Source organism: Gardnerella sp. DNF00983 (genome assembly GCF_049244265.1).
GTDB classification, from domain to species: domain Bacteria; phylum Actinomycetota; class Actinomycetes; order Actinomycetales; family Bifidobacteriaceae; genus Bifidobacterium; species Bifidobacterium vaginale_J.
In genome coordinates this window covers 471,126-496,723 of the sequence record NZ_CP058392.1, presented here as the reverse complement: position 1 = coordinate 496,723, position 25,598 = coordinate 471,126, and the positions used below count along the sequence as shown (strand labels likewise).

Sequence of the window (25,598 nt, the reverse complement as noted above, 5' to 3'; positions counted from 1 at the left end):
TATACCGTACTTTCTTATTATTCAGTTTCGTTAGAATCTTCAGTTTCGCTAGCATGTTCAGTTTCGCTAGCATGTTCTGGCAGTTGCAAATCGATTGCCGGGCAATCATTCCACAAGCGTTCCAAGCGGTAGAATGCTCGTGCTTCCTCATGCATTACATGAACCACAAAATCGCCAAAATCAAGCAAAATCCACTGTGCTAATTCCAAGCCTTCACGAGATAATGCCTTGCGCTTGTTGTCTTTCAAGTACAAGTCTTTTTCGATTTCTTCTGCAACAGCCAATACTTGACGCTCATTTGAAGCAGAAACAACTAACATAGCATCCGTAATACCAAGCAAATCGCTTACATCAAAAGCCTGCTCGTTCGTTGCTTTCAAACGGTCTGCAGCAGCGGCAGCAATACGAATTGCACTAATTGAGCTTTCTAAAGCTGTCATAACGTTACTACTCCTTAATTCTCCGACAAACGCTTTTTAGCGTTCCCAAGCTGGCTTCCAATTTTCGACTACATGCTGAGTATTTTCCGAATACACCATAGAATCAGCCGGAACATCGTGACGTACCACCGATCCAGCGCCGGTAGTAACACCATCTCCCACAGTAACCGGTGCTACAAACAGGTTTCCTGCACCAACGTGAGCACCAGAACCAATCGTAGTATGATTCTTATGCACTCCGTCATAATTTGCAGTAATCGTACCGCCACCAATATTCGTATGCTCACCCAAATCAGCATCGCCAATATAGCTTAAATGAGGTACTTTAGTGCCGTTTCCAATATGAGCTTTCTTCATTTCTACGAAAGCTCCTGCCTTACTTTCCTCACCAAGTACGTTTCCTGCACGCAAATACGTCCAAGGACCAATGTTTGCAGCTCTACAAATATGCGATTCCTGTACGCGCGAACGCTCAACCACCGCATCCTCATCAATTTGCGCATCAATAAGAGTCGTGTAAGGGCCAACTACAGCACCACTTGCGACAGTAGTACGACCTTGAAGGAAGCATCCAGGAAGCACGGTAACATCTTGTGCGAGCGTAACACTATCTTCAATCCAAGTAGTATCAGGGTCGAGAATAGTTACGCCTTCAAGCATCCATTTTTCGCACACGCGCTTATTATGTGCTTTTGCGAGCGCCGCTAATTGCACACGGTTATTTACGCCTTCTACAGTAAGCGGATCTGGAGCAGACATTGCGCCAACATGACCAAACTTTCGAGCATGTTCCAAAGCATCAGTCAAATAGAACTCACCTTGAGCATTTTGAGAGTTAAGACCTGCAATTGCGTCACATAATACAGTCGCATCGAATACATATACAGAAGTGTTCACTTCATGAATAGCAAGCTCTCCAGCATTTGCATCCTTATGCTCAACAATACGCAAAACGTCACCGTTTGCTTCGCGCACAATACGACCGTAGCCAGTCGCATCGCTTAAAACTGCTGTAAGAACTGTTGCTACATTGTTGTTATTATTGTGAAAATCAACTAAAGATTGCAAAGTTTGCGTATCAAGTAGCGGCATATCGCTTGCTGCAATCAGCACAGCTCCTTTTAATGCTTCACCAGTTTCGTTTTTAGCAATTCCGTTAAGATCTTTAATAGCACATTGCACTGCTCTGCCGGTTCCAGGAGTTTCGTCCTGGTTTACAATATGCACATTTTCGTTATAGCTAACAGCAGCAGCAGCTACGCGTTCGGCTTGAGCATGCACAACTACAGCTAGCTTTTTAGGATTTACGCCATTCATGGCATCCATAACACGATTGAGAAATGTTTTACCAGCAAATGGATGTAGTACTTTTGGAGTTTCTGAACGCATACGCGTCCCATCGCCTGCTGCCAAAATTATTGCCGCAGTTACATCATGCTTTTCCACGCATACGCTCCTTATACTATTTCAATAAATTCCGCTGTATTCAATTCTATTACTTATTAGCAGCGTTCAAAACAAAAAACGCCACCCGATTTAACGAGTAGCGCTTTAAGCAAGCTCCCTCACCTGGATTCGAACCAAGACAAAGGGTTCCAAAGACCCGTGTGCTGCCATTACACCATGAGGGAACGGCGGAAAAACCGCCAAGTCACTATTATGCCATAATATCGAAAAACGTCAAATTGGCGTGCCGAAAAGCAAACCGCACGAAATCAATACTTAAGCAAATAAGAATCCTTGTCCGTGATGCTCAGGATAAGTGTCGAAAAGCTTAGCAACCGAACCATCCTCAAACACTGCTTTAATAGCGCTTGCAAGAAGCGGAGCAATTGAAAGAACAGTCAAACCATCCCAACGCTTCTCTTCTGGAATAGGCACAGTATCAGTCAAAACAACTTCCCTAGCACCACAAGACTTCAAACGCTCGACTGCAGGACCAGAAAGCACGCCGTGAGTTGCAACAACTGTAACAGACTTAGCTCCAGCTTCCTTCAACACTTTGCAAGCTCCTGCAATAGTTCCTGCAGTATCGATCAAGTCGTCAACCATAACGCAATCGCGTCCAGCAACGTCACCAACAACGCGATTTGCAACCGTCTTATTAGGGCAAGTGATATCGCGAGTTTTGTGCACAAAAGCCAAAGGACCGCCGCCTAAGCGTTGAGCCCACTGTTCTGCTACGCGAATACGACCAGCATCAGGAGACACAACAGTCACATTAGCAAGATCATCGCGGAAACGATCACGTACGTAATCAACCAAAACTGGCATAGCAATCAAGTGATCAACAGGACCGTCGAAGAATCCTTGAGACTGAGCTGCATGCAAATCGACGCTCATAATGCGATCAGCACCAGCAGTCTTTAGCAAGTCAAACATCAAGCGGCAAGAAATAGGCTCGCGACCGCGATGCTTTTTATCTTGTCGAGAATAACCAAGCAACGGGCATACTGCAGTAATTGAACGAGCAGAAGCCCTCTTCAAAGCGTCAATCATAATTAACTGTTCCATAATGGACTTGTTAACAGGATCACTGTGGCTTTGAATAACGAATACATCTGTACCACGCACAGATTGCGTATAGCGAACATACATTTCGCCGTTAGCAAAATCGTATGCCGTAGTTTCAAGTACATCAATTCCAAGCTGATCAGCTACATCACGAGCAAGCTTCGGATGCGTGCGACCGGTAACGAGAACAAGGTTTTTATCTGGCTTTCCTTCAAGGACGATGCTCACCATATCTCCAAACATTAGTTCGCTTTAATTCGCGAAATGAACATAATCAATACTAACTTTTTGCACAGACGATAAACGACAAGCCTACAAAATCAATAATTACGCACGATACAAACCATGCTTAACTATGTATTGAACTACTCCATCTGGAACTAAATACCACACAGGCTCACCATGCTCAGCTCGACGACGAACATCAGTAGAAGAAATAGACAACGCTGGAATCTCTAAAATATCAACCGGCAAATGCGTAGAATCACAATGAACCATATCGTCACGATTCGCTGCAAGACCAGTATCATTCGTATGCATTTGGCGAGGCATTAACAGAGAATTAGAATCTGCTAACTTTTCTGGCCTCGAATACCCAGGACGAGTAACAGCCACGAATCGAGCCAAATTCCACATTTCGCGCGCATTTTTCCATTGCATTATTTCAGCAATAGCGTCAGCTCCAGTAATAAAGAAAAGTTCCGCATCAGGATGTTGAGCGCGTATATCTCGCAAAGTATCGATAGTATAAGTAACTCCAGGGCGATCAATATCAACCCTAGAAACAGTGAACTTTGGATTTGAAGCTGTTGCAATAACAGTCATTAAATAACGATCTTCTGCATTCGTAACTTTTTTATCAAGCTTAAAAACAGGCCTACCAGTAGGAACGAAAATAACTTCGTCAAGATCATAAACCCAAGCAACTTCCGAAGCTGCAACCAAGTGGCCATTGTGTATTGGATCGAATGTGCCGCCCATAATTCCAATGCGCTGACGTTCATGCACATTGCCACGAGCAGAAGTACGTTTATGAACTGAATTCACAACCGCAGGAGGAGCCGCTTCTTTACCAGTAAACGCGCCATGAAATAGGTCAGACATGCGACGTTCTGCATCTTCGTGAATTTCAGGACTCATTCGCTTCAGATTCCTTGTCTTCCACTTGAGTTTCATTCACTAATCCAGATGCAACATTTGCGCTATCCGGATTAATATTTCCCATTTCTTCATCCCACTCATCTTTTACAACACGCTGGATTTCGGCAAAAGTTGGAAGAGGGAAATCTGGTTGATACGCACCACGAATTTTCGCTACAGATTCCGAAATTTTAGCAAGCATGGATGTCATGCCATCAATATCATGATCACGTTCTAATTCGCTAAACTTAATAATATTCTTTTCCATATTGCGAACATTTTCAAGAACATTATTAAACGAAGCTTCATCAGGAATAGTCACATCATTCGAATCAGAATCTGGCCAGCCCATTAACACTGCGTCAGCATACTCAAGCGATGAACGTTGCGATGCAGAAGCAATACCATCTTCAATTTGCACCAAAAAAACATATCGCACAATAGACAAACGTTCAGCAGCAATATCAAGCGCTTCAGCGGTACTCAAATTCACGTCATTATTAGGCATACTCTTACCTTACCGCCACGTAACTATTAAAACCAGTAAATCTACTTTTTAATTTGCTTAATGTGGCGCGAGTTTTAGGGGATTTCTTTATTTGCGATTTTATTTTACGCAAAAGTGAGTGATAGGAATTACTTGTCTCGCAGCGCTCCGCTCTTATACCTTATTTGGACTTAGCGGTTGCGTAGTTAAGTTTAATTTTTTTACTTACTTTCTTTCAAAAATAGTATTCGTCAACAAGATTATTACTATCGTTCCGCTTTTATATTGCTCGACCAAGCAATTCCTATCACTCACTCGTTAATTCCAATCACAATCGTTTTTGCTGTGGTAGGAAGAGTGCCTGGCATGATGCGTGCAGCAGCATGAGTGCTAGTGTTCTTTAAGCAATAAATACTCAACGTCTGCAGAGCACAACTGCAAAACTTCATGAACGTGCAAGCATCCAATCAGTGCGAAAAATCTCAAATCTCACCACACAAACATCCACGAGACCGAATAGTAGTGTGCGCATTGAGATGTAAAAAATAAACTATAAACGTATTTGCCCATCTCCGTAGCCGATCCATTTGGTTGTTGTCATTTCAAGCAAACCCATAGGGCCTCTTGCATGTAATTTTTGCGTAGAAATACCAAGTTCTGCACCAAAACCAAATTCGCCGCCATCTGTAAAGCGCGTTGAAGCATTTACCATAACTACAGCGGAATCAACACTTGCAATAAAACTTTGAATAGTTGAGTAATCTTCAGCAATAATGGTTTCAGTATGGCCAGTAGAATATTTCGCAATATGAGAAGCTGCATCAGTATAATCATCTACAACTTTCACACCCATATTCAGCGACAAATATTCTCGCTTCCAATCTTCCTCAGTGGCACGCTCAAGCTGCAATCCTTGAATATTAGCGGATTGCAAAATATCGTAAGATTTATCGTCTGCATGCAAAATTACATTATGTTCAGCTAAAGCAGCAGCGATTTGTGGCAAAAATTCTTGCGCAACATCGCTATGTACCAATAATTTTTCAGCAGCGTTACACACGCCTACTCGCTGAGTTTTTGCATTAATAATAATCGGTATAGCTTTTTTAATATCAGCGCTTTTATCTACATAAATATGTACGTTTCCAGCTCCAGTTTCAATAACAGGAACCGTAGATTCTTGAACAACTGCTGCAATAAGATTTGCACTACCTCTAGGCACAAGCACATCAATATGACCGTGAGCATGCATCATTGACGTAGCTCCGTCTCTTCCTAAATCATCAACAGACTGAATCAAATCAGCACTAAAGTTAGAATTTTTAAGAACTGATTGTATAACTTCAATACTCGCCTGATTCGTATGAAGAGCCGCGCTTCCACCACGCAAAATCGCAGCATTTCCAGATTTAATGCACAAAGCAGCTACGTCAATAGTTACGTTTGGACGAGCTTCGTAAATCATTCCCATAACACCCATTGGAACTCTAATTTGCGAAAGTTTAATTCCATTAGGAAGAGTGTATCCGCGAACTACTTGACCTACAGGATCTTGCAATTGCGCGATTTTTCGCACGCTTTTTGCAGAAGCTTGGATTCGCTCTTCATCAAATTTAAGTCGATCAAGCTTTCCAGCATCCATTCCCTTAGCTTCAGCTTCTTTAAGATCTTTTTTGTTAGCCTCAGCAATATTTGAAGCTGCAAACTCTAAAGCATCTGCCATTTTTTCAAGAAGCGCATTTTTTGCGCGAGTATCTGCATGAGCAAAATTACGCCACGCTTTTCGTGCACAATCAGCACGAGCATTCACTAAATCATCAACAGACAACGTTTCCCCCCTGTAGATTACTTGTCTAATCATCAACTAATTAATAGTAAAACAAAAGTATTTATACATATGAGATTAGCACACGCCCATTCGCCCAGCGCTTCAGGTACCATAATTTGATATAAGTTGTGTAAATAATTTACATAAATAATCTATGTAAATAAAAAATATTTTTTATAAACAGACGGTTACGGAGTCATTATGGCATCAGATGCATCTATTTTCCATAGCACTCGTTCGCTTAAGCCAACATTCACATCAAAAGAAGCAATACGTAAGGGAATCGCTGAAGATGGCGGATTATTTGTAGCTGATAGCCTTGGTAGCGAGCGTTACGATATTTCTAAATTGCAAGGCAAATCGTATCAAGAAATTGCGCAAGATATTTTACAACTATTACTGCCAGATTATACTTCAGAAGAGCTTTCTTCTTGCATTAAACTGGCATACGGCGATCAGTGGTCTAATAACGCTATTACTCCACTCCAGCAGCTTGGAAACACTAGCGATTTTGTGATGGAACTTTTCCATGGTCCTACTTGCGCGTTTAAAGACGTTGCTTTGCAAATGTTGCCACAATTAATGTCTCGCACTAAAACTCAACACGAGAACGAATCTGATATTGAAAAAAACGTTATGATTCTAACTGCAACTTCTGGAGATACCGGTAAAGCTGCTTTGGCTGGTTTTGCTGATGTTCCAGGCACTTCTATGGTTACTTTTTATCCAGAAGGAAAAGTTAGTTGCGTTCAAGAATTGCAAATGACTACGCAGGTGGGCGAAAATGTGAAAGTTTGCGCAGTTCGCGGTAATTTTGACGATGCTCAAACAGGCGTTAAACAGATTTTCACAAATAATGAGCTCAATAAAAATATTGAAGAAGATGCGAATACAGTATTGTCTTCAGCTAACTCAATTAACGTTGGTCGTCTTGTGCCACAAGTTGTTTACTATTTTGCAGCATACAAGCAGCTTGTTGAACGCGAAGTTATAAAACTTGGCGATGAAGTGGAATTTTGCGTTCCTACAGGCAATTTTGGCGATATTCTCGCAGGATATTATGCAAAAATGCTTGGTCTTCCAGTAAAGCATCTTATTGTTGCTAGCAATAGCAACAACGTGCTTTTTGATTTTTTGGTAAGCGGCACTTACAACCGTCAGCGCACTTTCCATCACACTGTTGCTCCTTCTATGGATATTTTAGTTTCTTCTAATTTGGAACGAATGCTTTATTACATGTGCGATAAAGACACGCGTTTAATACAAATGCTTATGAACGACTTACAACAGTGGGGTGCTTTTGAGATTCCAGAAAATGTGCTTGCAAAGATTCGCTCACTGTTTGGTTGCGGTTGGGCAAATGAGGATCAAATTCGCGAAGCTATTTATGACTGCTGGAACAAGTACAAGTATGTGATCGATCCACATACTGCTTGCGGATTCTTCGTTATGCAACATATTCCACACGACGAAAACGTGCCAAGAGTATTGCTAAGCACTGCAAGCCCGTATAAATTCCCTCGTGTTGTTGCTGAATCTTTGAATATTGAGCATGTGCAAGATATGGATGATTTCAAATGCATGGATGCGCTTAGTGAAGCTACAGGAACTAAAGCTCCAAGCATGCTTAGGGATCTTGAGCATAAATCTCCACGCTTTAATGATGTTATTAATGTTGAAGATATGCCTGAGTATGTTTTAGCTCAAGCGCATAATTTCGCAAAATAATCATAAAGTTTTAAGCGAAAGAGGCTGGTTTACTTGTATAAGCCAGCCTCTTTTACTATTCATTCGTTATTACTTTCGAATAAAGCTGCATACACTTCGTTAATAACGTTTAAATCATGACCTTTTCTTGCAGCTGCTGCAAAAAATCTTCGTCTTCGAACTAAAGGCTCAAGATTTCTTGTGCGCGAAGCCGTTTTGCGACCGAGTTCCCAAGCTGCTTCAGTGAATACTCCAGAATTTTGAGCAGAAGCTACGTTTTGTGAAATAGCAGCAGGATCAACATTTTTACGCTGCAATTCCATTCGAGTAGCTCTAGCACCAAGAAGCCTCACTGCGCAAGAGCGAATCACCATTTGTGCGTATTGATTGTCATCGAGAAGATGCAACTCAAGCAAACGACGAATAACCGCGTCAACAGCAACTTCCGTGTAGCCTTTTTCTTTAAGCCTTTTGCGCATGTCCATCACAGAGCGAGGAGCATAATCTAAAAGCCTTAAAGCAGCTTCCCTACAATCATCTTCACTACTATTGCAAAGTTCGTCGCTTAAATCACTTACTTTAGCGTTTTTTACATACGGCATGTTTTTTGTATTATTTTTTGCGCTTAAAAGTACTGACTTATGCGATATTTTTTTGCGAGTATACGGCTTTACGCTATTACTTTCGACATCTTCTTCAGCACGCTCTACTGGATGATCACGAAGAAAACTCTCTACACTAATAGGCATATTGCATTCGCTTTACACTGTAATCTTATTATTACTTCGATTCGGATGACTTTTGTGCAGAATTTTTAGCTACAGAATCATCATCTAATTGATCTAGTTCAGAATCTTCAGCGAATTGATCTTCAGGATGCATTAAACCTAACGAAGCTTTGACTTTTTCGCTAATTTCTTCAGTAATAGCTGGATTATCTTTCAAGAACTTACGGACGTTTTCGCGACCTTGTCCAAGCTGCTCACCGTCATAAGTAAACCAAGAACCAGATTTCTTAATAACTTCAGCTTGCAGTCCCATATCGATAACAGAACCTTCAGTCGAGATGCCTTCTCCGTAAAGAACATCAAACTCGGCAGTTTTGAAAGGCGGAGCCATTTTATTCTTGACAATCTTAACTTTAGTTCGGTTGCCAACAGCTTCTTCGCCCTCTTTAATAGTAGAAACTCTGCGAATATCCATGCGCACAGACGCATAGAACTTCAAAGCTTTACCACCAGTGGTAGTTTCAGGGTTACCAAAGAATACGCCAATTTTTTCACGAAGCTGATTAATAAAAATAGCAGTAGTGCCAGCTTGTGAAAGAGCACCAGTCATCTTACGCAACGCCTGACTCATTAAGCGAGCTTGTAAGCCCACATGGCTATCTCCCATATCTCCATCGATTTCAGCTTTAGGAACCAATGCCGCTACAGAATCAACAACAATAACGTCTAACGCACCAGAACGAATAAGCATATCAGCAATTTCCAATGCCTGCTCACCATTATCTGGCTGAGAAACAATAAGAGCATCCGTGTCTACTCCAAGCTTTCTAGCATAGACAGGATCCAACGCATGCTCAGCATCAATAAATGCCGCTACCCCACCATTTTTTTGAGCGTTTGCAACAATATGCAAAGCAAGAGTTGTTTTACCAGAAGACTCAGGACCGTAGACTTCAACTATTCGCCCTCTAGGAACACCGCCAATCCCCAAAGCAGTGTCCAACGCTAATGAACCAGTAGGAATAACTTCTACATCTTGCATAGGTCTATCACCTAAGCGCATTGCAGAACCTTTTCCATATTGTCGTTCAACATTGGCTAAAGCAGTTTCCAACGCTGCTTGGCGACGCGGATCTGTTTTATCCGCATCAATAAGGCGATTAATATTGCCTTTACTTTTTGTTTGCGCCATGTATGCTACTCCTTTCGCATGCCGTTATGTATCGAACGACCTTAGTTCCATACTAGATTCAAGTGCAAGCATTTTTATGCAATGTGGATAAAACATTTAACCCAAGCACTTAAACGCTTAACTCAGCTTAAATCATCTCGACAAACACAAGTATACTACATATGCGAACATTTGTTCGATAGCGCGTGTCTTGATTGCAATCCAACTATTTACAATCTTCGACATAAGCAATCAAATCATTAGCAATTCGCAACAACTGAAATACAGTAGATTCGCGAACTTCTTGACGACTGCCAGATAATTGCAATTCAAAAACAAAAGCAGCACTTGATTGCGCAATTTTAGTCACGCTTTGACTTTCGATTTGAGCAAAATCATAATCATAGACGTTACTCACGCATCCATCTTCAAGTTCTTTATGAGCCGCATTTTTAACAGAATCCATAACAGCATTAACTTTAGGCAAAAATATTCCAACATAAACTAAACCTGCTGGTTTATTACCATCAGGACCAGGACCTGCAACACCAGTTGTAGACAAGCCAATAATAGGAAAATTTGCACAACACTCACAATCTTCCTCATACGCCCATCCACTGCCACGATATATTTGAGCAGCTCCAATCGCCATTTGAAAAGCAACATCTTGACAAACAGCGCCTTCAGATTGTAAAAGATTAGAATTTACGCCAAGAATTTTGGATTTAGCATGAATATCATAAGTGACAGCAGAGCCACAAAAAACTCGCGATGCGCCAGGAACAGAAACAAAAGCATCAGCCAAAAGCCCGCCAGTTAACGACTCTGCTGAAGCAATATGCATTCCTTTAATAAAACTTTTTTTCAATAGATTCGCAGCTAAAGAAACTGTATTAAAACTTGAAGAATTATTCATAATACGCTCGATATGATTGTAGCTTACGATTTTCCACAGCATAACCCCTTTAGGGATAATCTATGAAAAACCGTAAGCTACAAACAAGAAGTTTACTTATTGATTTTATTTACTTCACAGGAGGCAAAGGCACTGATTTTTTTTCATCATCAACTTGAGATTCGCTATCTGAAGAACTTTCAAAGAAAGCACTATAGACATACAAAACTGCAGAGTAGAAAGCGAAGCCCAAAGAAATACCGAGCAAACCGAAAGCCACTGCATAGTAGGAAACTATCCAAGAAGGCAATGAACTAGCATGAATAGTTGCAACAAGAGGTGCAATAATCATTGCAATACCAATCGATTGCGTAAGAGTCTTATACTTTCCTGCAGAAGATGCAGCAATCACTCTTCCACGAACATTAACAACATAAATTCGCACAAGAGTAATAGCAATTTCGCGAATCATGAACAAGATTGTTATCCACCAATAAATTTCGCCGAAAACAGAAGAAATAATAAGTGCAGCTAGAATAAGGATTTTATCCGCAATTGGATCAAGCAACTTACCTAATTCTGTAACCTTATGATATTTACGAGCCATCCACCCGTCGAGCTTATCTGTAGAAGCAGCTACAACAAACAGCACAAACGCAGCCCAACGCAACGAAACTGAACCAAAACCCCATGTGCCTGCTTTCAAATATAAAACAATAAAAACAATAGAAAGCAAAATACGGATATAAGTCACAATATTTGGAGCATAATTCCAGCCAGCAAAAAATGATGACTTAGCTTTTTTCTTCATACGCATAACCTTCATTCTACTGCAAAGTAAAAACTTCTAGCACATCACACAACTTGGTGTTGCACATAACAATACAATATCTTATAACGAATCTGACTCGCCACGAATAAAAGCCAAAACTTTTGGCAAATCTTCCGGCTGAACCAAAACTTCGCGAGCTTTAGAACCTTCAGAAGGTCCCACAACACCTCGAGATTCAAGCAAATCCATCAATCGACCTGCCTTTGCAAAGCCAACGCGCAACTTACGCTGAAGCATTGAAGTAGAGCCAAATTGCGAGCTGACAACAAGCTCAGCAGCCTGCAGCAACTCGTCCATATCGTCGCCAATATCGCTAGTTTTAAGCTTGCTTTGAGCTTGAGCATCCGCCTTTTGAGCCATTTGCTCAATATCTTCACGATACTTTGGCTTGCGCTGAGTGCGCACGTACTCCACAGCCTTGCGAATTTCAGATTCACTCACCCACGATCCCTGCACACGCTGAGGTTTTGCAGCACCCATTGGAAGGAACAAAGCGTCGCCTTGACCAATCAAAGTTTCTGCGCCAACAGTATCGAGAATAACCCTTGAATCAGTAGCAGACGAAGTAGCAAAAGCCAATCGAGAAGGAATATTCGCCTTAATCAAGCCTGTTACAACGTCAACAGACGGGCGCTGAGTAGCGAGAACCAAATGCACTCCTGCAGCTCGAGCAAGCTGAGTAATGCGCTGAATAGAACTTTCAACATCGTTCTTAGCAACCATCATTAAATCAGCCATCTCGTCCACAACCACAAGCAAATACGGGTATGGAGCAACTTTTCGCTCAGATCCAGCCGGTGCGTGAACTTTTCCTTCACGAACAGCCTTGTTGAAATCTTTAACATGACGGAAACCGAAGAATTGCAAGTCGTCGTAGCGAGCATCCATCTCTTTAACAACCCACTCAAGAGCCTGCGCAGCCTTCTTAGGATCCGTAATAATAGGCGTAAGCAAATGCGGAATGCCAGCGTACGCAGAAAGCTCCACACGCTTAGGATCGACCATAATCATGCGAACTTGCTCAGGAGTTGCTCTCATAATAATCGAAGTAAGCATTGAGTTAATGAAACTCGACTTACCAGAACCAGTAGCACCAGCGACAAGCAAATGCGGCATTTTATCGAGAGCTGCCGTTACAAAATGACCTTCAACATCTTTTCCAACGCCTGTAAGCATAGGATTAGGGTCACTCATAGCTTTTTGCGAGCGCAGAACATCTCCCAAATGCACAATTTCGCGGTCGACGTTTGGAATTTCAATACCAATAGCAGACTTTCCTGGAATTGGCGACAAAATACGCACATCTGTACTAGCTACAGCATATGCAATATTTTTTTGCAAATTCGTAACTTTTTCAACTTTTACACCAGGACCAAGCTCAACCTCGTACTGCGTAACAGATGGACCTCTAAGGAATCCGATAACGTGAGCGTCGACGTCAAATTGCTCAAAAGTAGAAGTTAGCGCACGAATAACGTTATCGTTTGCTGGAGTTCTAGCAGCATGAGGCTTGCCATAAGCTAAAAGATTCAAATCAGGGAGCTTGTAAGGTTCAGAAGAAGAATCAAAAGAAGGCTCATTATTATTGCTAGCACCATTTTCGCTGCCGGCATCATTTTCATCATCTGAATCTTCTTGATCTCTGCGATATTGATCCATACGTTCAGCTGGAATACTTGACCATGGATCGCTTGCAGGTAAAGAGGAATCACTCATAGGAGCTTTTGGCAATATTTCTTCAGGAACAAGCTTTGATGAAGATGAAACACTTCTAGGTGTAACTTGACTCGAATTATTATCGGCATTTTCAAATTGAGAATTATTTGCAGCATTATTATCTGAAGAGCTGCTCACAGTTCTTGCTTTACGAGGTTCAACTCGTTCAAGATTATCTACACTATTACCGTGAGAAGCAGCATGTGAAAATGCATCATCTCCGGCGTATTCGTCAAGCAATTCTCCATTATTACTACTGTTTTTACGCTTAAAGAATGATTTAAACAGTTTCAACACAGAAGACATTTGAGAAGATCCGCTATTATTTTTAGACGATTCTTCATTGTGAGTTGGCACGCCATCTGCAAATTCCAAAGAATTGGTTTTGCTTTCAGAATTATCTTCTTCAGAGTTTCCTAAATCTTCAGAAGACTTTTTACTGTTATATTTAGCAAAAATAGTAGCAACACTTTGAGCTATATCAGTTACATGAAGGCGAGTAATCATTAATATCGAAAAAATAGCAGCTACTACAAAAATAATAATTGCAAAAATACGAGAAAGACCCCACGATAGCGGAGATCCAAGCACAAAACCTAACAACCCACCTGACTTTTGCACAGTGTCTAAATTAAACGCTTTTCCGCGAGGTGCAGAAGAAATATCAAGAATTGAGCAAACAGACAACAATAGAATAATAAATCCGCTAATAACACGAGGATTACCAGAGCCAGCTCCACTGTTACGCATCAACCTAAAAGCGACAACGCTTAACCACACAGGCAGAACAACGCTCATAATTCCAAGCAAACTAGAAGACACAAAATGGAGACCTACTCCAATAAATCCACTAACTCTAAACCATTCTGATGCGCAGAATAAAATCGCAAGAACAAGCATAACGAAGCACAAACCGTCCCTGCGATATGCCTCATCGTACTCTCCAACACCAAAAGCGAGCGCACTAACTTTCCTAAAGTTCTAGGCACAAACAGGAGAATTGTCTCCCACAATGGTTCACTAGGTGAAGCCTTACCAGCCATAAATACTCCTTCTGTGCATTACTTCATTGCGCACGCACAATTTAAGTCGGGAAACACCCTAACCATATCAGTTTACCCTATGTACTGTTCGGCTTGAAGGGTTACAAAACTAACAAAAAACGGCTGGTCAATTACCAGCCGTTTAAGTGGGGTGGCTAACGCGGCTTGAACGCGCGACCTTCTGAACCACAATCAGATGCTCTACCGACTGAGCTATAGCCACCATGTGCGCGAAACGAATCGAATCACACAACAAAGGGATACTATACACGATTTCCTCGATTTACGCTAGCACAACACACCTCGGCGCGTCGTAATATATATTTCTATTCATCATACTCATATTCGTGTTGCGGAGATTTTTCGATTTTTCGCACTTATTGAATGTTTGTATGCTTATGAAGTTTTGCAGTTGTGCTCTGCAGACGTTGAGTATTCGCTGATTAGAGAACACTAGCGTCATTGCTGCTGCACATATCACACCAGACACTCCTACCACACCACAGAACACTAGCGGTTTTACTAGTAGTGAGGGGTGGGTGTTGCTTGGTCGAGCAATATAAAAGCGGAACGATAGTAATAATCTCGTTGACGAATACTATTTTTGCAGAAAAAGTAAGTAAAAAACTAAACTTAACTACGCAACCGCTAAGTCTAAATAAGGTATAAGAGCGGAGCGCTGCGAGACAAGTAACACCCACCTCTCACAGCCACATATAGAAACCCACCAGCCAAACACCAGCCAAAACTCGCACCACACCAAGTAAAAATTGCTTAGTTCGACAATGGCAAATGCAACAATGAGTGTATGAGTTTTTCTGAGCAAAATCAGCGCATTTTTGGCGTAACTGAAAACAGCAACAACACGACGGCACTTCTTCTTGGCTCAGGCGAGCTTGGCAAGGAAATTGCGATTGAGCTTATGCGATTAGGCGTGCGAGTATGCGCTGCCGATAGCTACAAAAACGCTCCTGCAATGCAAATAGCTCACGAATATCATGTGCTAGATATGTCGAATCCGCAAGAATTACAAGAACTTATTTCAAATGTGAATCCTGATATTATCATTCCTGAAGTTGAAGCTATTGCTACTGAAGTTTTGAAAGATGCAGCGAATAATAATATCCAGGTTGTCCCTAGCTCAGATATCGCCGCGATTGCAATGGATCGCGAGCGTTTGCGTAGGATTGCGCACGAAGATTTAGGGCTGCCTACTACACCGTATTGTTTCGCTTCATCTTATGAAGAGTTAGAGGATGGAGCTAAAAAAGTTGGATATCCTTGTGTAGTTAAGCCTGTTATGAGTTCTTCTGGTCACGGCCAGTCAATAGTTCGTAGTTCTGAAAATTTGCTTGCAGCTTGGAATGAAGCTCAGCATGGCAGGCGTGCGGCAGCTGGTCATGAAAACGAGTGTTCACGCGTTATTGTTGAAGCTTTAGCTCCGCTTGATTATGAGCTTACAGTACTTACAATAAGCTCTTGCGCAGGAATTACTACTTGTGAGCCGATCGCTCAACGTCAGCAAGACGGAGATTATAGAGAATCTTGGCAGCCTGCAAATATTCCTGAATCGATCCGCACTAATGCGAAAGATATTGCAAAGCGTGCTGTAGAAGGTTTGACTGATATTGCGCAAGAAGCTGGCGAAACAGGTCGGGGCGTTTATGGAGTCGAGCTATTTGTATTAAAAGATGGCTCACTGTTATTTAATGAGCTTTCACCTCGCCCACACGATACTGGCATGGTAACTATGATTTCGCAGCATTACAGTGAATTTGCATTACACGCATTGGCTATTTTGGGAGTCCCAATTACATCTAACTATACTGAGCTTTCTTTGAAAAATAATGAAGTTGCAGCAAGTCACGCCATTGTTATTAAAGCGGAAGGATCTGTTGGTTTTACGAATATTGCTCAAGCTTTGCAATCTGGCGAAAATAATCGATGCAACTTGCGCATTTTTGCTAAGCCTTCCGTACATGGTCACAGGCGCATGGCAGTTTCTTTAGCTACTGGATTAACGCAGGAAGAAGCTAGAGAAAATGCGACACGCATCGCTATGTCGCTAAAAACTACACAAACAAATGCTTAGATACATTGAAAATTAAGGCATAAGAGTTAAAAAAGATAATAATTTACAGTATGCGCGAAGGGAAATTTTGTAGGTAACAATTGTTACGCTAATCGTGCTGGCAAAGGTCAGGTAAACCTACAAATATTGTTGGTTTGCGCCTACAACTATGAATGCACATAAGAGAGGGCATATCATGGAAAAACTTGAGAAGTTGTACGAAGGCAAAGCCAAAAAACTGTATGCTACCGATGACACCAATGTGCTATGGGTTGAATACATGAACCAGGCAACAGCTGGTAACGGTCTGAAGAAAGCTCAGATTGCAGGTAAAGGCAGTTTAAATAACCGGATTACTTCTTTACTATTCCATTTACTTGAGGCGCGCGGCGTAAAAAGCCACTTCCTCGGACGAATTTCCGATACTGAACAACTTGTAAAGCGTATGCGCATGTTCCCACTGGAAATTATTATGCGAAATACTGCTGCAGGTTCTTTTGCAAAACGTTATAACGTTAAAGAAGGAACACCTTTAAAGAAGCCATTGTTGGAGTTCTGCGTAAAGTCCGACGAGCTTGGTGATCCATTTATTAATCCAGAAGGCGTTGTAGCTCTTGGATTAGCAACAGATGAAGAAATGGCGGAAGTAACTCGTCAAGCTCATGCTGTTAACAATGCTCTGTTGGATATTTTCTCCAAGATTGATGTTCAGCTTGTTGACTTCAAGATTGAAGAGGGCGTAGACGCGCAAGGTAATATTCTTCTCGCTGACGAAATAACTCCAGATACTTGCAGACTTTGGGATAAGCGCAATGCTGGTACGAATGAGGTAAGTCATTTGGACAAGGACTTGTTCAGACGCGACTTAGGCGACATCATTCCTGCTTATGAAGAAATTCACGATAGGCTTGCATCTTTAGCTCAAAGCGAAGGCTTGGATGTTTCTGTGCGCAAACCTGACGATTGCGTAGAACGATAATGATTGTTGTGGCTCGTACCTTTAAGGGTGCGAGCCACATGCATTCTTAATGTGATTTTGAATAATTTAATATTTATAATTTAAAACCAATACAACAATAAACACTGCATTCATACCGCACATTCAACAAGGTAGGTTTCTCGTGGTATTTCGCGTATATGTGGAAAAACGCACTGGTTTTGACGTTCAAGCGCAACAGCTTTTACATGAGCTTAGGGAGATTCTTGGCATAAGCGCGATTACTTCCGCAAGAATTATTAACCGTTATGACGTTGAAGGTATAAGCAAAGATTTATTCGACAATGCTGTGCAAACGGTATTGAGCGAACCTCCAGTTGATAATACTTACGATTACTTGCCTATTGAAACCGACGAGCACGTATTTGCTGTAGAATTTTTGCCTGGTCAATTCGATCAGCGTGCGCAATCTGCTAGCGAATGCATTCAACTTATTAGTCAAGGCGAACGCCCAACGGTGCGCACTGCTAGAGTAATCGCTTTAAAAGGTGATCTTGACGAAAAAGCACTAAACGATATTAAACACTACGTTATTAATCCTGTTGAAGCGCGAGAAGCTTCACTTGATGAGGTAAAAAGTTTACAGCGAGAAGCAGTTGTACCATCTGATGTAGAAGTAATTAGTTCATTTAACGATTTAGACGAAGCTGGATTACAAGACTTTATTAATACTCGCGGTTTGGCAATGGATTTGGCTGACGCAAAGTTCTGCCAGAAGTATTTCCGTGAAGAACATAGAAATCCTACTATTACAGAAATTCGCGTTATTGATACTTACTGGTCCGACCACTGCCGTCACACGACTTTTGGCACCGAGCTTACAGATATTTCTATTGACGATAACACTGTTCAAGAAGCATTTAGCCGTTATCTTGATTTGCGAAAAGAACTAAATCGCGAAAATAAGCCTGTTTGCCTTATGGATATGGCAACTATTGGCGCAAAATACTTAAAGCATACTGGCGAGCTTAAAAATTTGGACGAGTCAGAAGAAATCAACGCTTGCACAGTAAAAGTTAATGTTGATGTAAACGGCCACGATGAGGATTGGCTGTTCCTGTTTAAAAACGAAACACATAATCATCCTACAGAGATTGAGCCTTTCGGTGGAGCTGCAACTTGCATTGGTGGCTGCATCCGTGATCCTCTTTCTGGACGCTCTTACGTGTATCAAGCAATGCGAGTAACTGGTGCTGCAGATCCACGCACTCCTATTAGCGAAACCTTAAACGGTAAGCTGCCACAGCGAAAAATCGTAACTTCTGCTGCAGCCGGCTACTCTTCTTACGGAAATCAAATTGGTTTAGCTACTGGCGAAGTGCACGAACTTTACCACCCGGGCTATGTTGCAAAACGTATGGAAGTTGGTGCGGTTGTTGCCGCTACCCCAGCCGACCATGTGCGCAGAGAAACTCCAGCTCCTGGAGATGTGATTATTCTTCTTGGCGGACGCACTGGCAGAGACGGCATTGGCGGTGCTACCGGCGCTTCTAAAGCTCAAGATGTTGAAAGTATTGAAGAGTGCGGAGCTGAAGTTCAAAAAGGTAATGCTCCTATTGAGCGAAAACTCCAACGACTTTTCCGACGCAAGGATGCTTGCCAACTTATTAAGCGTTGCAACGATTTTGGCGCTGGCGGCGTTTCTGTCGCAACTGGCGAAATTGCCGACGGCTTAACCATTAATCTCGACAAAGTTTCTAAAAAGTACGAAGGTCTCGACGGCACTGAGCTTGCTATTTCTGAATCTCAAGAGCGCATGGCTGTTGACGTTGCGTCAAGTGATGCTGAAGAATTTTTGAAGTATGCTCGTGAAGAAAATCTTGAAGCAGAAATAATAGCGACTGTTACTGAAGAAGCGCGAATGCGAATGACTTGGCGAGGAAAAACCATTGTTGACTTAAGCCGCGCATTCTTAGCTTCTAATGGCGCTCCAAAACAGCAGATACTGCATATCGAAAGTGGAGAATCTTACGAAACTCCATGGCAGAATCAGTCAGATTTGCCGTTAGAAAAGCGCATGCATAACTTAGTTTCGGATATTAATATTGCTTCAAATAAAGGCTTATCTGAACGATTTGATTCTACTATTGGCGCTGCTACTGTGCTTATGCCTTTTGGCGGTCGTCGCCAGCTTACTCCTGCTCAAGCTATGGTTGCTAAATTCCCAGTATTTGGCGAAACAAACACAGCTTCCGCAATGGCTTGGGGCTTTAATCCGTATTTAATGGAAAAAAACCAATTCACTGGTGCCTATGTTGCTGTTGTTGAATCATTGGCAAAGCTAGCAGCTAGCGGTTTCACGCGCGAACGTGCTTACTTGAGTTTGCAAGAATATTTTGGCAAGCCTCACGATATTCCAGAGCGTTGGGGAAAGCCAGCTGCAGCAGTTCTTGGTGCTTTAAGTGCGCAGATTGATTTTGGCGTTGGTGCTATTGGCGGCAAGGATTCTATGAGCGGCAGTTTTGAAAATCTGGATGTGCCACCAACTTTGATTTCGTTTGCTGTTTCTACTGGAGACGCACGTTTAACTGTTTCACCTGAATTTAAGGGTGTAAATCATAAAGTTATACGTATTGCTCCAAAGTATAAATCCGACGGAATTACTCCAGAAAAAGAAAGCTTCCTGAAAGCACTAGAAATTGTAGAAAATATTACGAAAAACAAGCAAGCTCTTGCTATATCTACTCCTGGCTACGGTGCTAGCGCAGAAAGCTTATTCAAAATGACGCTTGGAAATCATATTGGTCTTAAATTATTCAACAATTTAAGCGACGATGATTTATTTAAGCCAGCATATGGAAGCTTCTACGTTGAACTCAAGGAAGACGCTGAAGTTCCATCTTTAGCTAATACAAGCTTGGTTGACGTTGAGATTGTTGGCGAAACAACTGAAAATTACGCAATTACTTCATCAAATGGCGAAGAAATTGATTTAAGTGATTTGCAAAAGGTTTGGGAAAGCGAACTTTCTTCAATCTTCCCGTATAAAAAGCCTGGCGAGATTGTAGAAACTATTAATAACAAAACTAATGTTCCTACTACAGACCGCATGCACACAGGAAAACTAAAGTCGCTTTCGCATCCGCGCGTTATTATCCCAGTTTTCCCTGGAAATAATTGCGAATACGATACTCAAGCTGCTTTTGAAAAAGCTGGAGCAGACGCTCATACGCTTATTATTAATAATTTAAGTGCAAAAGATATTGCACAATCAGCTGAGAAATTGGTTGAAGAGATTAAAAAGAGTCAAATTGTAATGATTCCAGGAGGCTTCTCCGGAGGCGACGAGCCGGACGGTTCTGCGAAATTCATTACAGCATTCTTTAGGAATCCAGCAGTAACAGACGCAGTTCGTGACTTGCTTAATAATCGTGACGGTTTAATGCTTGGAATTTGCAATGGCTTCCAAGCGCTTATTAAGCTGGGCTTGGTTCCTTTTGGAGATATTGTTCCTATGGATTCTAACTGCCCAACTCTTACCTACAACACTATTGGCAGACACCAAAGTAGGATTGTTCGCACTAGAGTTGCTTCAAATCTTTCACCATGGTTAGCAAATACGCAAGTTGGAGACATGCATACTGTTGCAATTTCTCATGGAGAAGGTCGCTTTATTGCAACGCCAGAAGTTATGGAAAAGCTTATTAACAACGGTCAAATAGCTACACAATATGTTGACAGCAATGGCGTACCAAGTATGAGCTTAAACGTAAATCCTAATGGCTCAATGATGTCAGTAGAAGGTATTACAAGCCCAGACGGTAGAGTTTTTGGAAAAATGGGACATTGCGAGCGCGCAGGTCGTGACTTGTATGTCAATATTCCTGATTTCCATGAGCAACCATTGTTTGAAGCTGGCGTTGAATATTTCACTGCATGAGCTTTAGTTTACAGTTGCAAAACTTGTATCAAAATAACTACAAATTCGACGATTACAATCATCGATTATTAGGGGGTATGAATGTCTGCAGAACTTGAAGATATTCACGAAGAATGCGGCGTATTTGGTGTGTGGGGTCATCAAGATGCAGCTAGGCTGACATATTTTGGACTTCATGCGCTACAGCATCGAGGACAAGAAGGTGCCGGCATTGTATCTAACGACAATGGCAAATTGCATGGGTATCGCGGATTGGGATTGCTAACTCAAGTATTTAGCAATGAACAAGTTATGGATCGTCTTACTGGAAACCGAGCTATCGGTCATGTGCGATATGCTACTGCAGGTTCTGGAAGCGTTGATAACATTCAGCCTTTCCTGTTCCGTTTCCACGATGGAGACGTAGCTCTTGCGCATAATGGAAATTTGACGAATTGCACTAGCCTACGTAATTCTTTGGAAGATAAAGGCTCAATATTCCACTCAAATTCTGATACTGAAATATTGATGCATTTGATTCGCCACTCCAGTAAAGCTTCTTTTATGGATCGCCTAAAAGAAGCTTTACAAACTGTTCATGGCGGTTTTGCTTACTTATTGCTTACTCAAGATGCACTAATTGGAGCAACTGATCCAAATGGTTTCCGCCCTCTTTCGCTTGGTCGCATGAAGAACGGCGCATACGTGCTTGCTTCTGAAACTTGTGCGCTTGATATTGTGCGAGCAGAGTTCATTCGTGATATTGAGCCTGGAGAAATCATTGTTATTAATGACGATGGCTACACTATTGAGCAATATACAAAGCACGTGCAGCATGCAGTATGCTCAATGGAATTTATTTATTTCGCTCGCCCAGATTCTAATATTTACGGTATTAATGTTCATTCTGTGCGAAAGCGCATGGGTGCGCGTTTAGCTAAAGAATCTCCTGTTGAAGCAGATATGGTTATTGGAGTGCCTAATTCTTCACTTTCTGCTGCTGCAGGATACGCTGAAACAAGCGGAATTCCAAACGAAATGGGATTGATTAAAAACCAGTATGTTGCACGCACTTTTATTCAACCAACTCAAGAATTACGCGAGCAAGGCGTTCGTATGAAACTTTCTGCTGTTCGCGGAGTGGTTGCAGGAAAGCGAGTTATCGTTATTGACGATTCGATTGTTCGCGGAACTACTTCTAAGCGCATTGTGCAATTGCTTCGAGAAGCTGGTGCTAAAGAAGTACATATGCGTATTTCTTCTCCTCCGCTTAAATATCCTTGCTTCTACGGTATCGATATTCAAACCACGAAGGAACTTATTGCAGCAAAGCATTCAGTCGAAGAAATTCGCGAGTATATCGATGCAGATTCCTTAGCATTTTTGTCTTTAGATGGATTAGTCGAGTCGATTGGATTAAAAAAGCCTGCGCCTTATGGCGGTTTGTGCGTTGCTTACTTTAATGGCGACTACCCTACTGCACTAGACGATTACGGCGAAGAATTCTTGGCTTCACTTACTCCTGAAGAACGCGAACATTTGCAAGAAGTAAGGAAGCACAGTAAATATTCGCACGAAAATCTTATATAACTTAATAATTTAATTGTTCATTGCAATTTATAAATAAAACTTAAGAAAATACTTATAACATTGTTACGAAAGGAACAAATATGCCACACGCATATGAAGAAGCTGGCGTAAGCGTAGAAGCAGGATACGAAGTAGTACGTCGTATTAAATCTCATGTAAATCGCACAAAGCGCCCAGGCGTTGTAGGTGGCATTGGCGGATTTGGCGGCTTATTTGATTTAGCATCTCTTGGTTACAAAGAGCCAGTGCTGATTTCTGGCACGGATGGCGTTGGAACCAAGCTTGTGATTGCAAAAATGATGAATAAGCATGACACTATTGGCATTGATTGCGTTGCAATGTGCGTAAACGATATTGCAGCTCAAGGTGCCGAGCCGCTTTTCTTCCTCGATTACATTGCGTGCGGAAAAAACAATCCTGAAATACTTGAGCAAGTAGTTTCAGGCGTTGCAGATGGTTGCGTGCAATCAGAAGCAGGTTTAATTGGCGGAGAAACTGCTGAAATGCCTGGAATGTACGACGAAGACGAGTACGATCTTGCAGGTTTTGCAGTAGGCGTTGCAGAACGTTCGAATATTGTTGACGGATCCACTATTACTGCCGGCGACGTGCTTATTGGACTTCCTTCTTCAGGAGTTCATTCAAACGGATTCTCTCTTGTTCGCAAAGCTTTGTTTGAAGAAGCAGGTTTTAGCGTTGACACCAAGCTAGATGAGCTTAATGGCAAAACACTTGGAGAAGTTCTTCTTGAACCTACTCGAATCTACGTAAAAGCTTTGAAGCCACTTTTTGCTGAGCATCTTATTAAGGGAGTTGCTCATATTACAGGCGGCGGATTTATTGAAAATGTTCCGCGCATGTACGCAGACGATTTAGCTGCAAAAATTGACACTACTAGCTGGAGCGTTCCACCTATTTTTGATGTTATTGAAAAAGCTGGAAAAGTTGCTCACTCTGAAATGTTCAACGTTTTTAATATGGGCATTGGCATGGTTTTGGCAGTTGATGAAAGCAAAGCAAACGAGGCAATGCGCATACTAAACGAGCATAACGAAACAGCTTATATTATTGGCAAAATGGCTAAGCGCGAAAACGCTGCAGTTGAGTTGTTGTAAGCTGCAAAACCGCAAAACCGAAAAATATAAAGCTGCAAAACAGTAGATAGCAAAATCTTAAAGCAATAAAGGATTAAAAATGAAAGTTTTAGTAGTTGGTTCTGGCGCTCGCGAACACGCTATTGCACACGCGCTACTTAAAGGAGAAAGCGTTGAAGAAGTAACTGTTGCTCCTGGAAATCCTGGTATTGCAGCAGATGGAATTCAAACTGTAAACATAAGTCAATCAGATCATGACGCTCTTATTAAGTTCGTTAAAGAAAATAACTACGATTTTGCGTTCATTGGTCCTGAAGTTCCACTTATGAATGGCATTGTTGACGATTTTGAATCTCAAGGAATCCCAGCTTTTGGTCCAAACAAAGCCGCAGCTCAAATTGAAGGCTCTAAAGATTTCGCAAAAAAGCTTATGGCTCGTCACAACGTTCCAACTGCCTCCTACAAAACATTTGACGCTTTGGAACCGGCACGCGCATACGTTATTGAGCATGGTGCTCCAATTGTTATTAAAGCGGACGGTTTGGCTGCTGGAAAAGGCGTTACTGTTGCTATGGATGAGCAAACAGCAGTTGAAGCTTTGGAAGACATTTTTGTCGATCACCGTTTTGGTCAAGCTGGAGCAAAAGTTGTTATTGAAGAATTTTTGCAAGGTCAAGAGTTTTCGCTTATGAGTTTCGTAAGCGGAACTGATTTTTGGGTTATGCCTATTTCTCAAGATCACAAGCGTGCTTATGACGGCGATAAAGGGCCAAATACTGGCGGCATGGGAGCTTATAGCCCTGTTCCACAAATTAGCGACGAAACAGTTGGGCGCGCTATCGACGAAATTGTGCGACCGACTGTTGAAGGACTAGCTAAAGAAGGTACGCCTTTTACCGGTGTGCTTTATGCTGGCTTAATTGATACAGCAACAGGTCCTAAAGTTATTGAGTTTAATGCTCGTTTTGGAGACCCAGAAACAGAAGTTGTACTTCCTCGCCTTACTTCAGATTTTGGTGCAGCTATATGGAATATTTTGCAGCATAAAAATCCTACTTTTACTTGGAAAAATAGCGGTGTTACGCTCGGCGTAATCATTGCTAGCGAAGGCTACCCTGGCACTTTAGTTACTGGAACTCAACTTCCTCAAATTCCTGTTGACGAAAATCAAGGTCAGCACGTGTATTATGCAGGAGTAAAAAACGATGAAGAAAGCGGAAAACTTCTTACTTCTTCAGGCAGAGTAGCTCTTGTGCAAGTGCATGGAGACGACGTAAAAGACGCTCAAAACAACGTTTACAGCATATTAGATAAGCTCAATCTTCCGCACATGTTCTTTAGGCATGATATCGCAGAAAAAGCTTTAAAATAGTTTGTTAATTAAAATTAGTTTTAATTGACAAATTGCAAATCAATAAGCCCCTCGCTATTTGAAACATAATATGTATCAAATATAAACGAGGGGCATTTTAATTATCAAACTAGC

At 41.7% G+C, this 25,598-nt stretch carries 19 protein-coding genes and 2 tRNA genes; 7 read left to right on the top strand and 14 right to left on the bottom strand.

The window, feature by feature from the left end; genetic code table 11:
* Window positions 1-17: 17 nt before the first annotated feature.
* The 7 genes from rsfS to HXT34_RS01710 form a co-directional block, all read right to left on the bottom strand.
* Window positions 18-440 (bottom strand): ribosome silencing factor, encoded by a 423-nt coding sequence (rsfS, locus tag HXT34_RS01740; protein ID WP_415683811.1) that lies wholly within the window; start codon window positions 438-440, stop codon window positions 18-20.
* 36 nt (window positions 441-476) lie between these two features.
* Complete coding sequence (gene glmU / locus HXT34_RS01735; protein ID WP_421785191.1) at window positions 477-1,886, bottom strand: bifunctional UDP-N-acetylglucosamine diphosphorylase/glucosamine-1-phosphate N-acetyltransferase GlmU; 1,410 nt, start codon at window positions 1,884-1,886, stop codon at window positions 477-479.
* A gap of 114 nt (window positions 1,887-2,000) precedes the next feature.
* A tRNA-Gln gene (locus HXT34_RS01730) sits at window positions 2,001-2,071 on the bottom strand.
* 91 nt (window positions 2,072-2,162) lie between these two features.
* Window positions 2,163-3,185 (bottom strand): ribose-phosphate diphosphokinase, encoded by a 1,023-nt coding sequence (locus tag HXT34_RS01725; protein WP_421785189.1) that lies wholly within the window; start codon window positions 3,183-3,185, stop codon window positions 2,163-2,165.
* A 96-nt stretch (window positions 3,186-3,281) separates the two neighbouring features.
* Entirely contained in the window at window positions 3,282-4,094 is an 813-nt protein-coding gene (gene nadD, locus HXT34_RS01720; RefSeq protein WP_421785187.1) for a nicotinate-nucleotide adenylyltransferase, read from the bottom strand.
* Entirely contained in the window at window positions 4,084-4,602 is a 519-nt protein-coding gene (locus tag HXT34_RS01715; RefSeq protein WP_410294615.1) for a phosphoribosylglycinamide synthetase, read from the bottom strand. The genes nadD and HXT34_RS01715 overlap by 11 nt, the downstream gene beginning before the upstream one ends.
* 529 nt (window positions 4,603-5,131) lie before the next feature.
* A complete protein-coding gene (locus HXT34_RS01710; RefSeq protein ID WP_421785185.1) occupies window positions 5,132-6,442 on the bottom strand; it encodes a glutamate-5-semialdehyde dehydrogenase in 1,311 nt (436 codons plus the stop codon).
* 168 nt (window positions 6,443-6,610) lie between these two features.
* Between HXT34_RS01710 and thrC the strand changes: the two genes are divergently transcribed.
* On the top strand, window positions 6,611-8,137 hold the full coding sequence (gene thrC / locus HXT34_RS01705; RefSeq protein ID WP_415686648.1) for a threonine synthase: 1,527 nt from the start codon (window positions 6,611-6,613) through the stop codon (window positions 8,135-8,137).
* 59 nt (window positions 8,138-8,196) lie between these two features.
* Here thrC and HXT34_RS01700 read toward each other — a convergent pair whose 3' ends face one another.
* The 7 genes from HXT34_RS01700 to HXT34_RS01670 form a co-directional block, all read right to left on the bottom strand.
* On the bottom strand, window positions 8,197-8,865 hold the full coding sequence (locus HXT34_RS01700) for a regulatory protein RecX (protein ID WP_415683807.1): 669 nt from the start codon (window positions 8,863-8,865) through the stop codon (window positions 8,197-8,199).
* Window positions 8,866-8,896: 31 nt separating this feature from the next.
* Window positions 8,897-10,036, bottom strand: a complete 1,140-nt coding sequence (recA, locus tag HXT34_RS01695; RefSeq protein ID WP_415683806.1) for a recombinase RecA — start codon at window positions 10,034-10,036, stop codon at window positions 8,897-8,899.
* A gap of 205 nt (window positions 10,037-10,241) precedes the next feature.
* Window positions 10,242-10,973 (bottom strand): CinA family protein, encoded by a 732-nt coding sequence (locus HXT34_RS01690; protein WP_415687981.1) that lies wholly within the window; start codon window positions 10,971-10,973, stop codon window positions 10,242-10,244.
* A gap of 67 nt (window positions 10,974-11,040) precedes the next feature.
* Window positions 11,041-11,721, bottom strand: coding sequence for a CDP-diacylglycerol--glycerol-3-phosphate 3-phosphatidyltransferase (pgsA, locus tag HXT34_RS01685; RefSeq protein ID WP_421785411.1), 681 nt, complete (start codon window positions 11,719-11,721; stop codon window positions 11,041-11,043).
* An 81-nt stretch (window positions 11,722-11,802) separates the two neighbouring features.
* Window positions 11,803-14,370 carry a DNA translocase FtsK 4TM domain-containing protein gene (locus HXT34_RS01680; protein ID WP_421785181.1) on the bottom strand — a complete coding sequence of 856 codons (2,568 nt, stop codon included), beginning with the start codon at window positions 14,368-14,370 and terminating at the stop codon, window positions 11,803-11,805.
* A complete protein-coding gene (locus HXT34_RS01675; protein ID WP_421785480.1) occupies window positions 14,292-14,501 on the bottom strand; it encodes a hypothetical protein in 210 nt (69 codons plus the stop codon). Before HXT34_RS01675 ends, HXT34_RS01680 begins: the two co-directional genes overlap by 79 nt.
* A gap of 147 nt (window positions 14,502-14,648) precedes the next feature.
* Window positions 14,649-14,724, bottom strand: a tRNA-His gene (locus tag HXT34_RS01670).
* Between the two features lie 585 nt (window positions 14,725-15,309).
* Between HXT34_RS01670 and purT the strand changes: the two genes are divergently transcribed.
* The 6 genes from purT (at window position 15,310) to purD (ending at window position 25,484) form a co-directional block, all read left to right on the top strand.
* Window positions 15,310-16,593 carry a formate-dependent phosphoribosylglycinamide formyltransferase gene (purT, locus tag HXT34_RS01665; RefSeq protein ID WP_421785179.1) on the top strand — a complete coding sequence of 428 codons (1,284 nt, stop codon included), beginning with the start codon at window positions 15,310-15,312 and terminating at the stop codon, window positions 16,591-16,593.
* 175 nt (window positions 16,594-16,768) lie between these two features.
* Window positions 16,769-17,551 (top strand): phosphoribosylaminoimidazolesuccinocarboxamide synthase, encoded by a 783-nt coding sequence (gene purC / locus HXT34_RS01660; RefSeq protein WP_415687978.1) that lies wholly within the window; start codon window positions 16,769-16,771, stop codon window positions 17,549-17,551.
* 142 nt (window positions 17,552-17,693) lie between these two features.
* Window positions 17,694-21,449, top strand: coding sequence for a phosphoribosylformylglycinamidine synthase (locus HXT34_RS01655; protein WP_421785177.1), 3,756 nt, complete (start codon window positions 17,694-17,696; stop codon window positions 21,447-21,449).
* A gap of 81 nt (window positions 21,450-21,530) precedes the next feature.
* On the top strand, window positions 21,531-23,018 hold the full coding sequence (purF, locus tag HXT34_RS01650) for an amidophosphoribosyltransferase (RefSeq protein WP_415687976.1): 1,488 nt from the start codon (window positions 21,531-21,533) through the stop codon (window positions 23,016-23,018).
* 80 nt (window positions 23,019-23,098) lie between these two features.
* Window positions 23,099-24,133 carry a phosphoribosylformylglycinamidine cyclo-ligase gene (gene purM, locus HXT34_RS01645; protein ID WP_421785174.1) on the top strand — a complete coding sequence of 345 codons (1,035 nt, stop codon included), beginning with the start codon at window positions 23,099-23,101 and terminating at the stop codon, window positions 24,131-24,133.
* 79 nt (window positions 24,134-24,212) lie between these two features.
* The gene (gene purD / locus HXT34_RS01640; protein WP_421785172.1) at window positions 24,213-25,484 is read left to right on the top strand and encodes a phosphoribosylamine--glycine ligase; all 1,272 of its coding nucleotides are present in this window, start codon (window positions 24,213-24,215) and stop codon (window positions 25,482-25,484) included.
* Window positions 25,485-25,598: the final 114 nt, after the last annotated feature.

Bases quoted from the DNA above. Each gene is read 5' to 3' on its own strand.
- purT (WP_421785179.1), top strand. From the start codon at position 15,310: ATGAGTTTTTCTGAGCAAAATCAGCGCATTTTTGGCGTAACTGAAAAC.
- HXT34_RS01715 (WP_410294615.1), bottom strand. From the start codon at position 4,602: ATGCCTAATAATGACGTGAATTTGAGTACCGCTGAAGCGCTTGATATT.
- purC (WP_415687978.1), top strand. From the start codon at position 16,769: ATGGAAAAACTTGAGAAGTTGTACGAAGGCAAAGCCAAAAAACTGTAT.
- purM (WP_421785174.1), top strand. From the start codon at position 23,099: ATGCCACACGCATATGAAGAAGCTGGCGTAAGCGTAGAAGCAGGATAC.
- purD (WP_421785172.1), top strand. From the start codon at position 24,213: ATGAAAGTTTTAGTAGTTGGTTCTGGCGCTCGCGAACACGCTATTGCA.
- recA (WP_415683806.1), bottom strand. From the start codon at position 10,036: ATGGCGCAAACAAAAAGTAAAGGCAATATTAATCGCCTTATTGATGCG.
- HXT34_RS01710 (WP_421785185.1), bottom strand. From the start codon at position 6,442: ATGATTAGACAAGTAATCTACAGGGGGGAAACGTTGTCTGTTGATGAT.
- rsfS (WP_415683811.1), bottom strand. From the start codon at position 440: ATGACAGCTTTAGAAAGCTCAATTAGTGCAATTCGTATTGCTGCCGCT.
- HXT34_RS01725 (WP_421785189.1), bottom strand. From the start codon at position 3,185: ATGGTGAGCATCGTCCTTGAAGGAAAGCCAGATAAAAACCTTGTTCTC.
- nadD (WP_421785187.1), bottom strand. From the start codon at position 4,094: ATGAGTCCTGAAATTCACGAAGATGCAGAACGTCGCATGTCTGACCTA.
- HXT34_RS01675 (WP_421785480.1), bottom strand. From the start codon at position 14,501: ATGGCTGGTAAGGCTTCACCTAGTGAACCATTGTGGGAGACAATTCTC.
- purF (WP_415687976.1), top strand. From the start codon at position 21,531: ATGTCTGCAGAACTTGAAGATATTCACGAAGAATGCGGCGTATTTGGT.
- pgsA (WP_421785411.1), bottom strand. From the start codon at position 11,721: ATGAAGAAAAAAGCTAAGTCATCATTTTTTGCTGGCTGGAATTATGCT.
- HXT34_RS01700 (WP_415683807.1), bottom strand. From the start codon at position 8,865: ATGCCTATTAGTGTAGAGAGTTTTCTTCGTGATCATCCAGTAGAGCGT.
- HXT34_RS01690 (WP_415687981.1), bottom strand. From the start codon at position 10,973: ATGCTGTGGAAAATCGTAAGCTACAATCATATCGAGCGTATTATGAAT.
- thrC (WP_415686648.1), top strand. From the start codon at position 6,611: ATGGCATCAGATGCATCTATTTTCCATAGCACTCGTTCGCTTAAGCCA.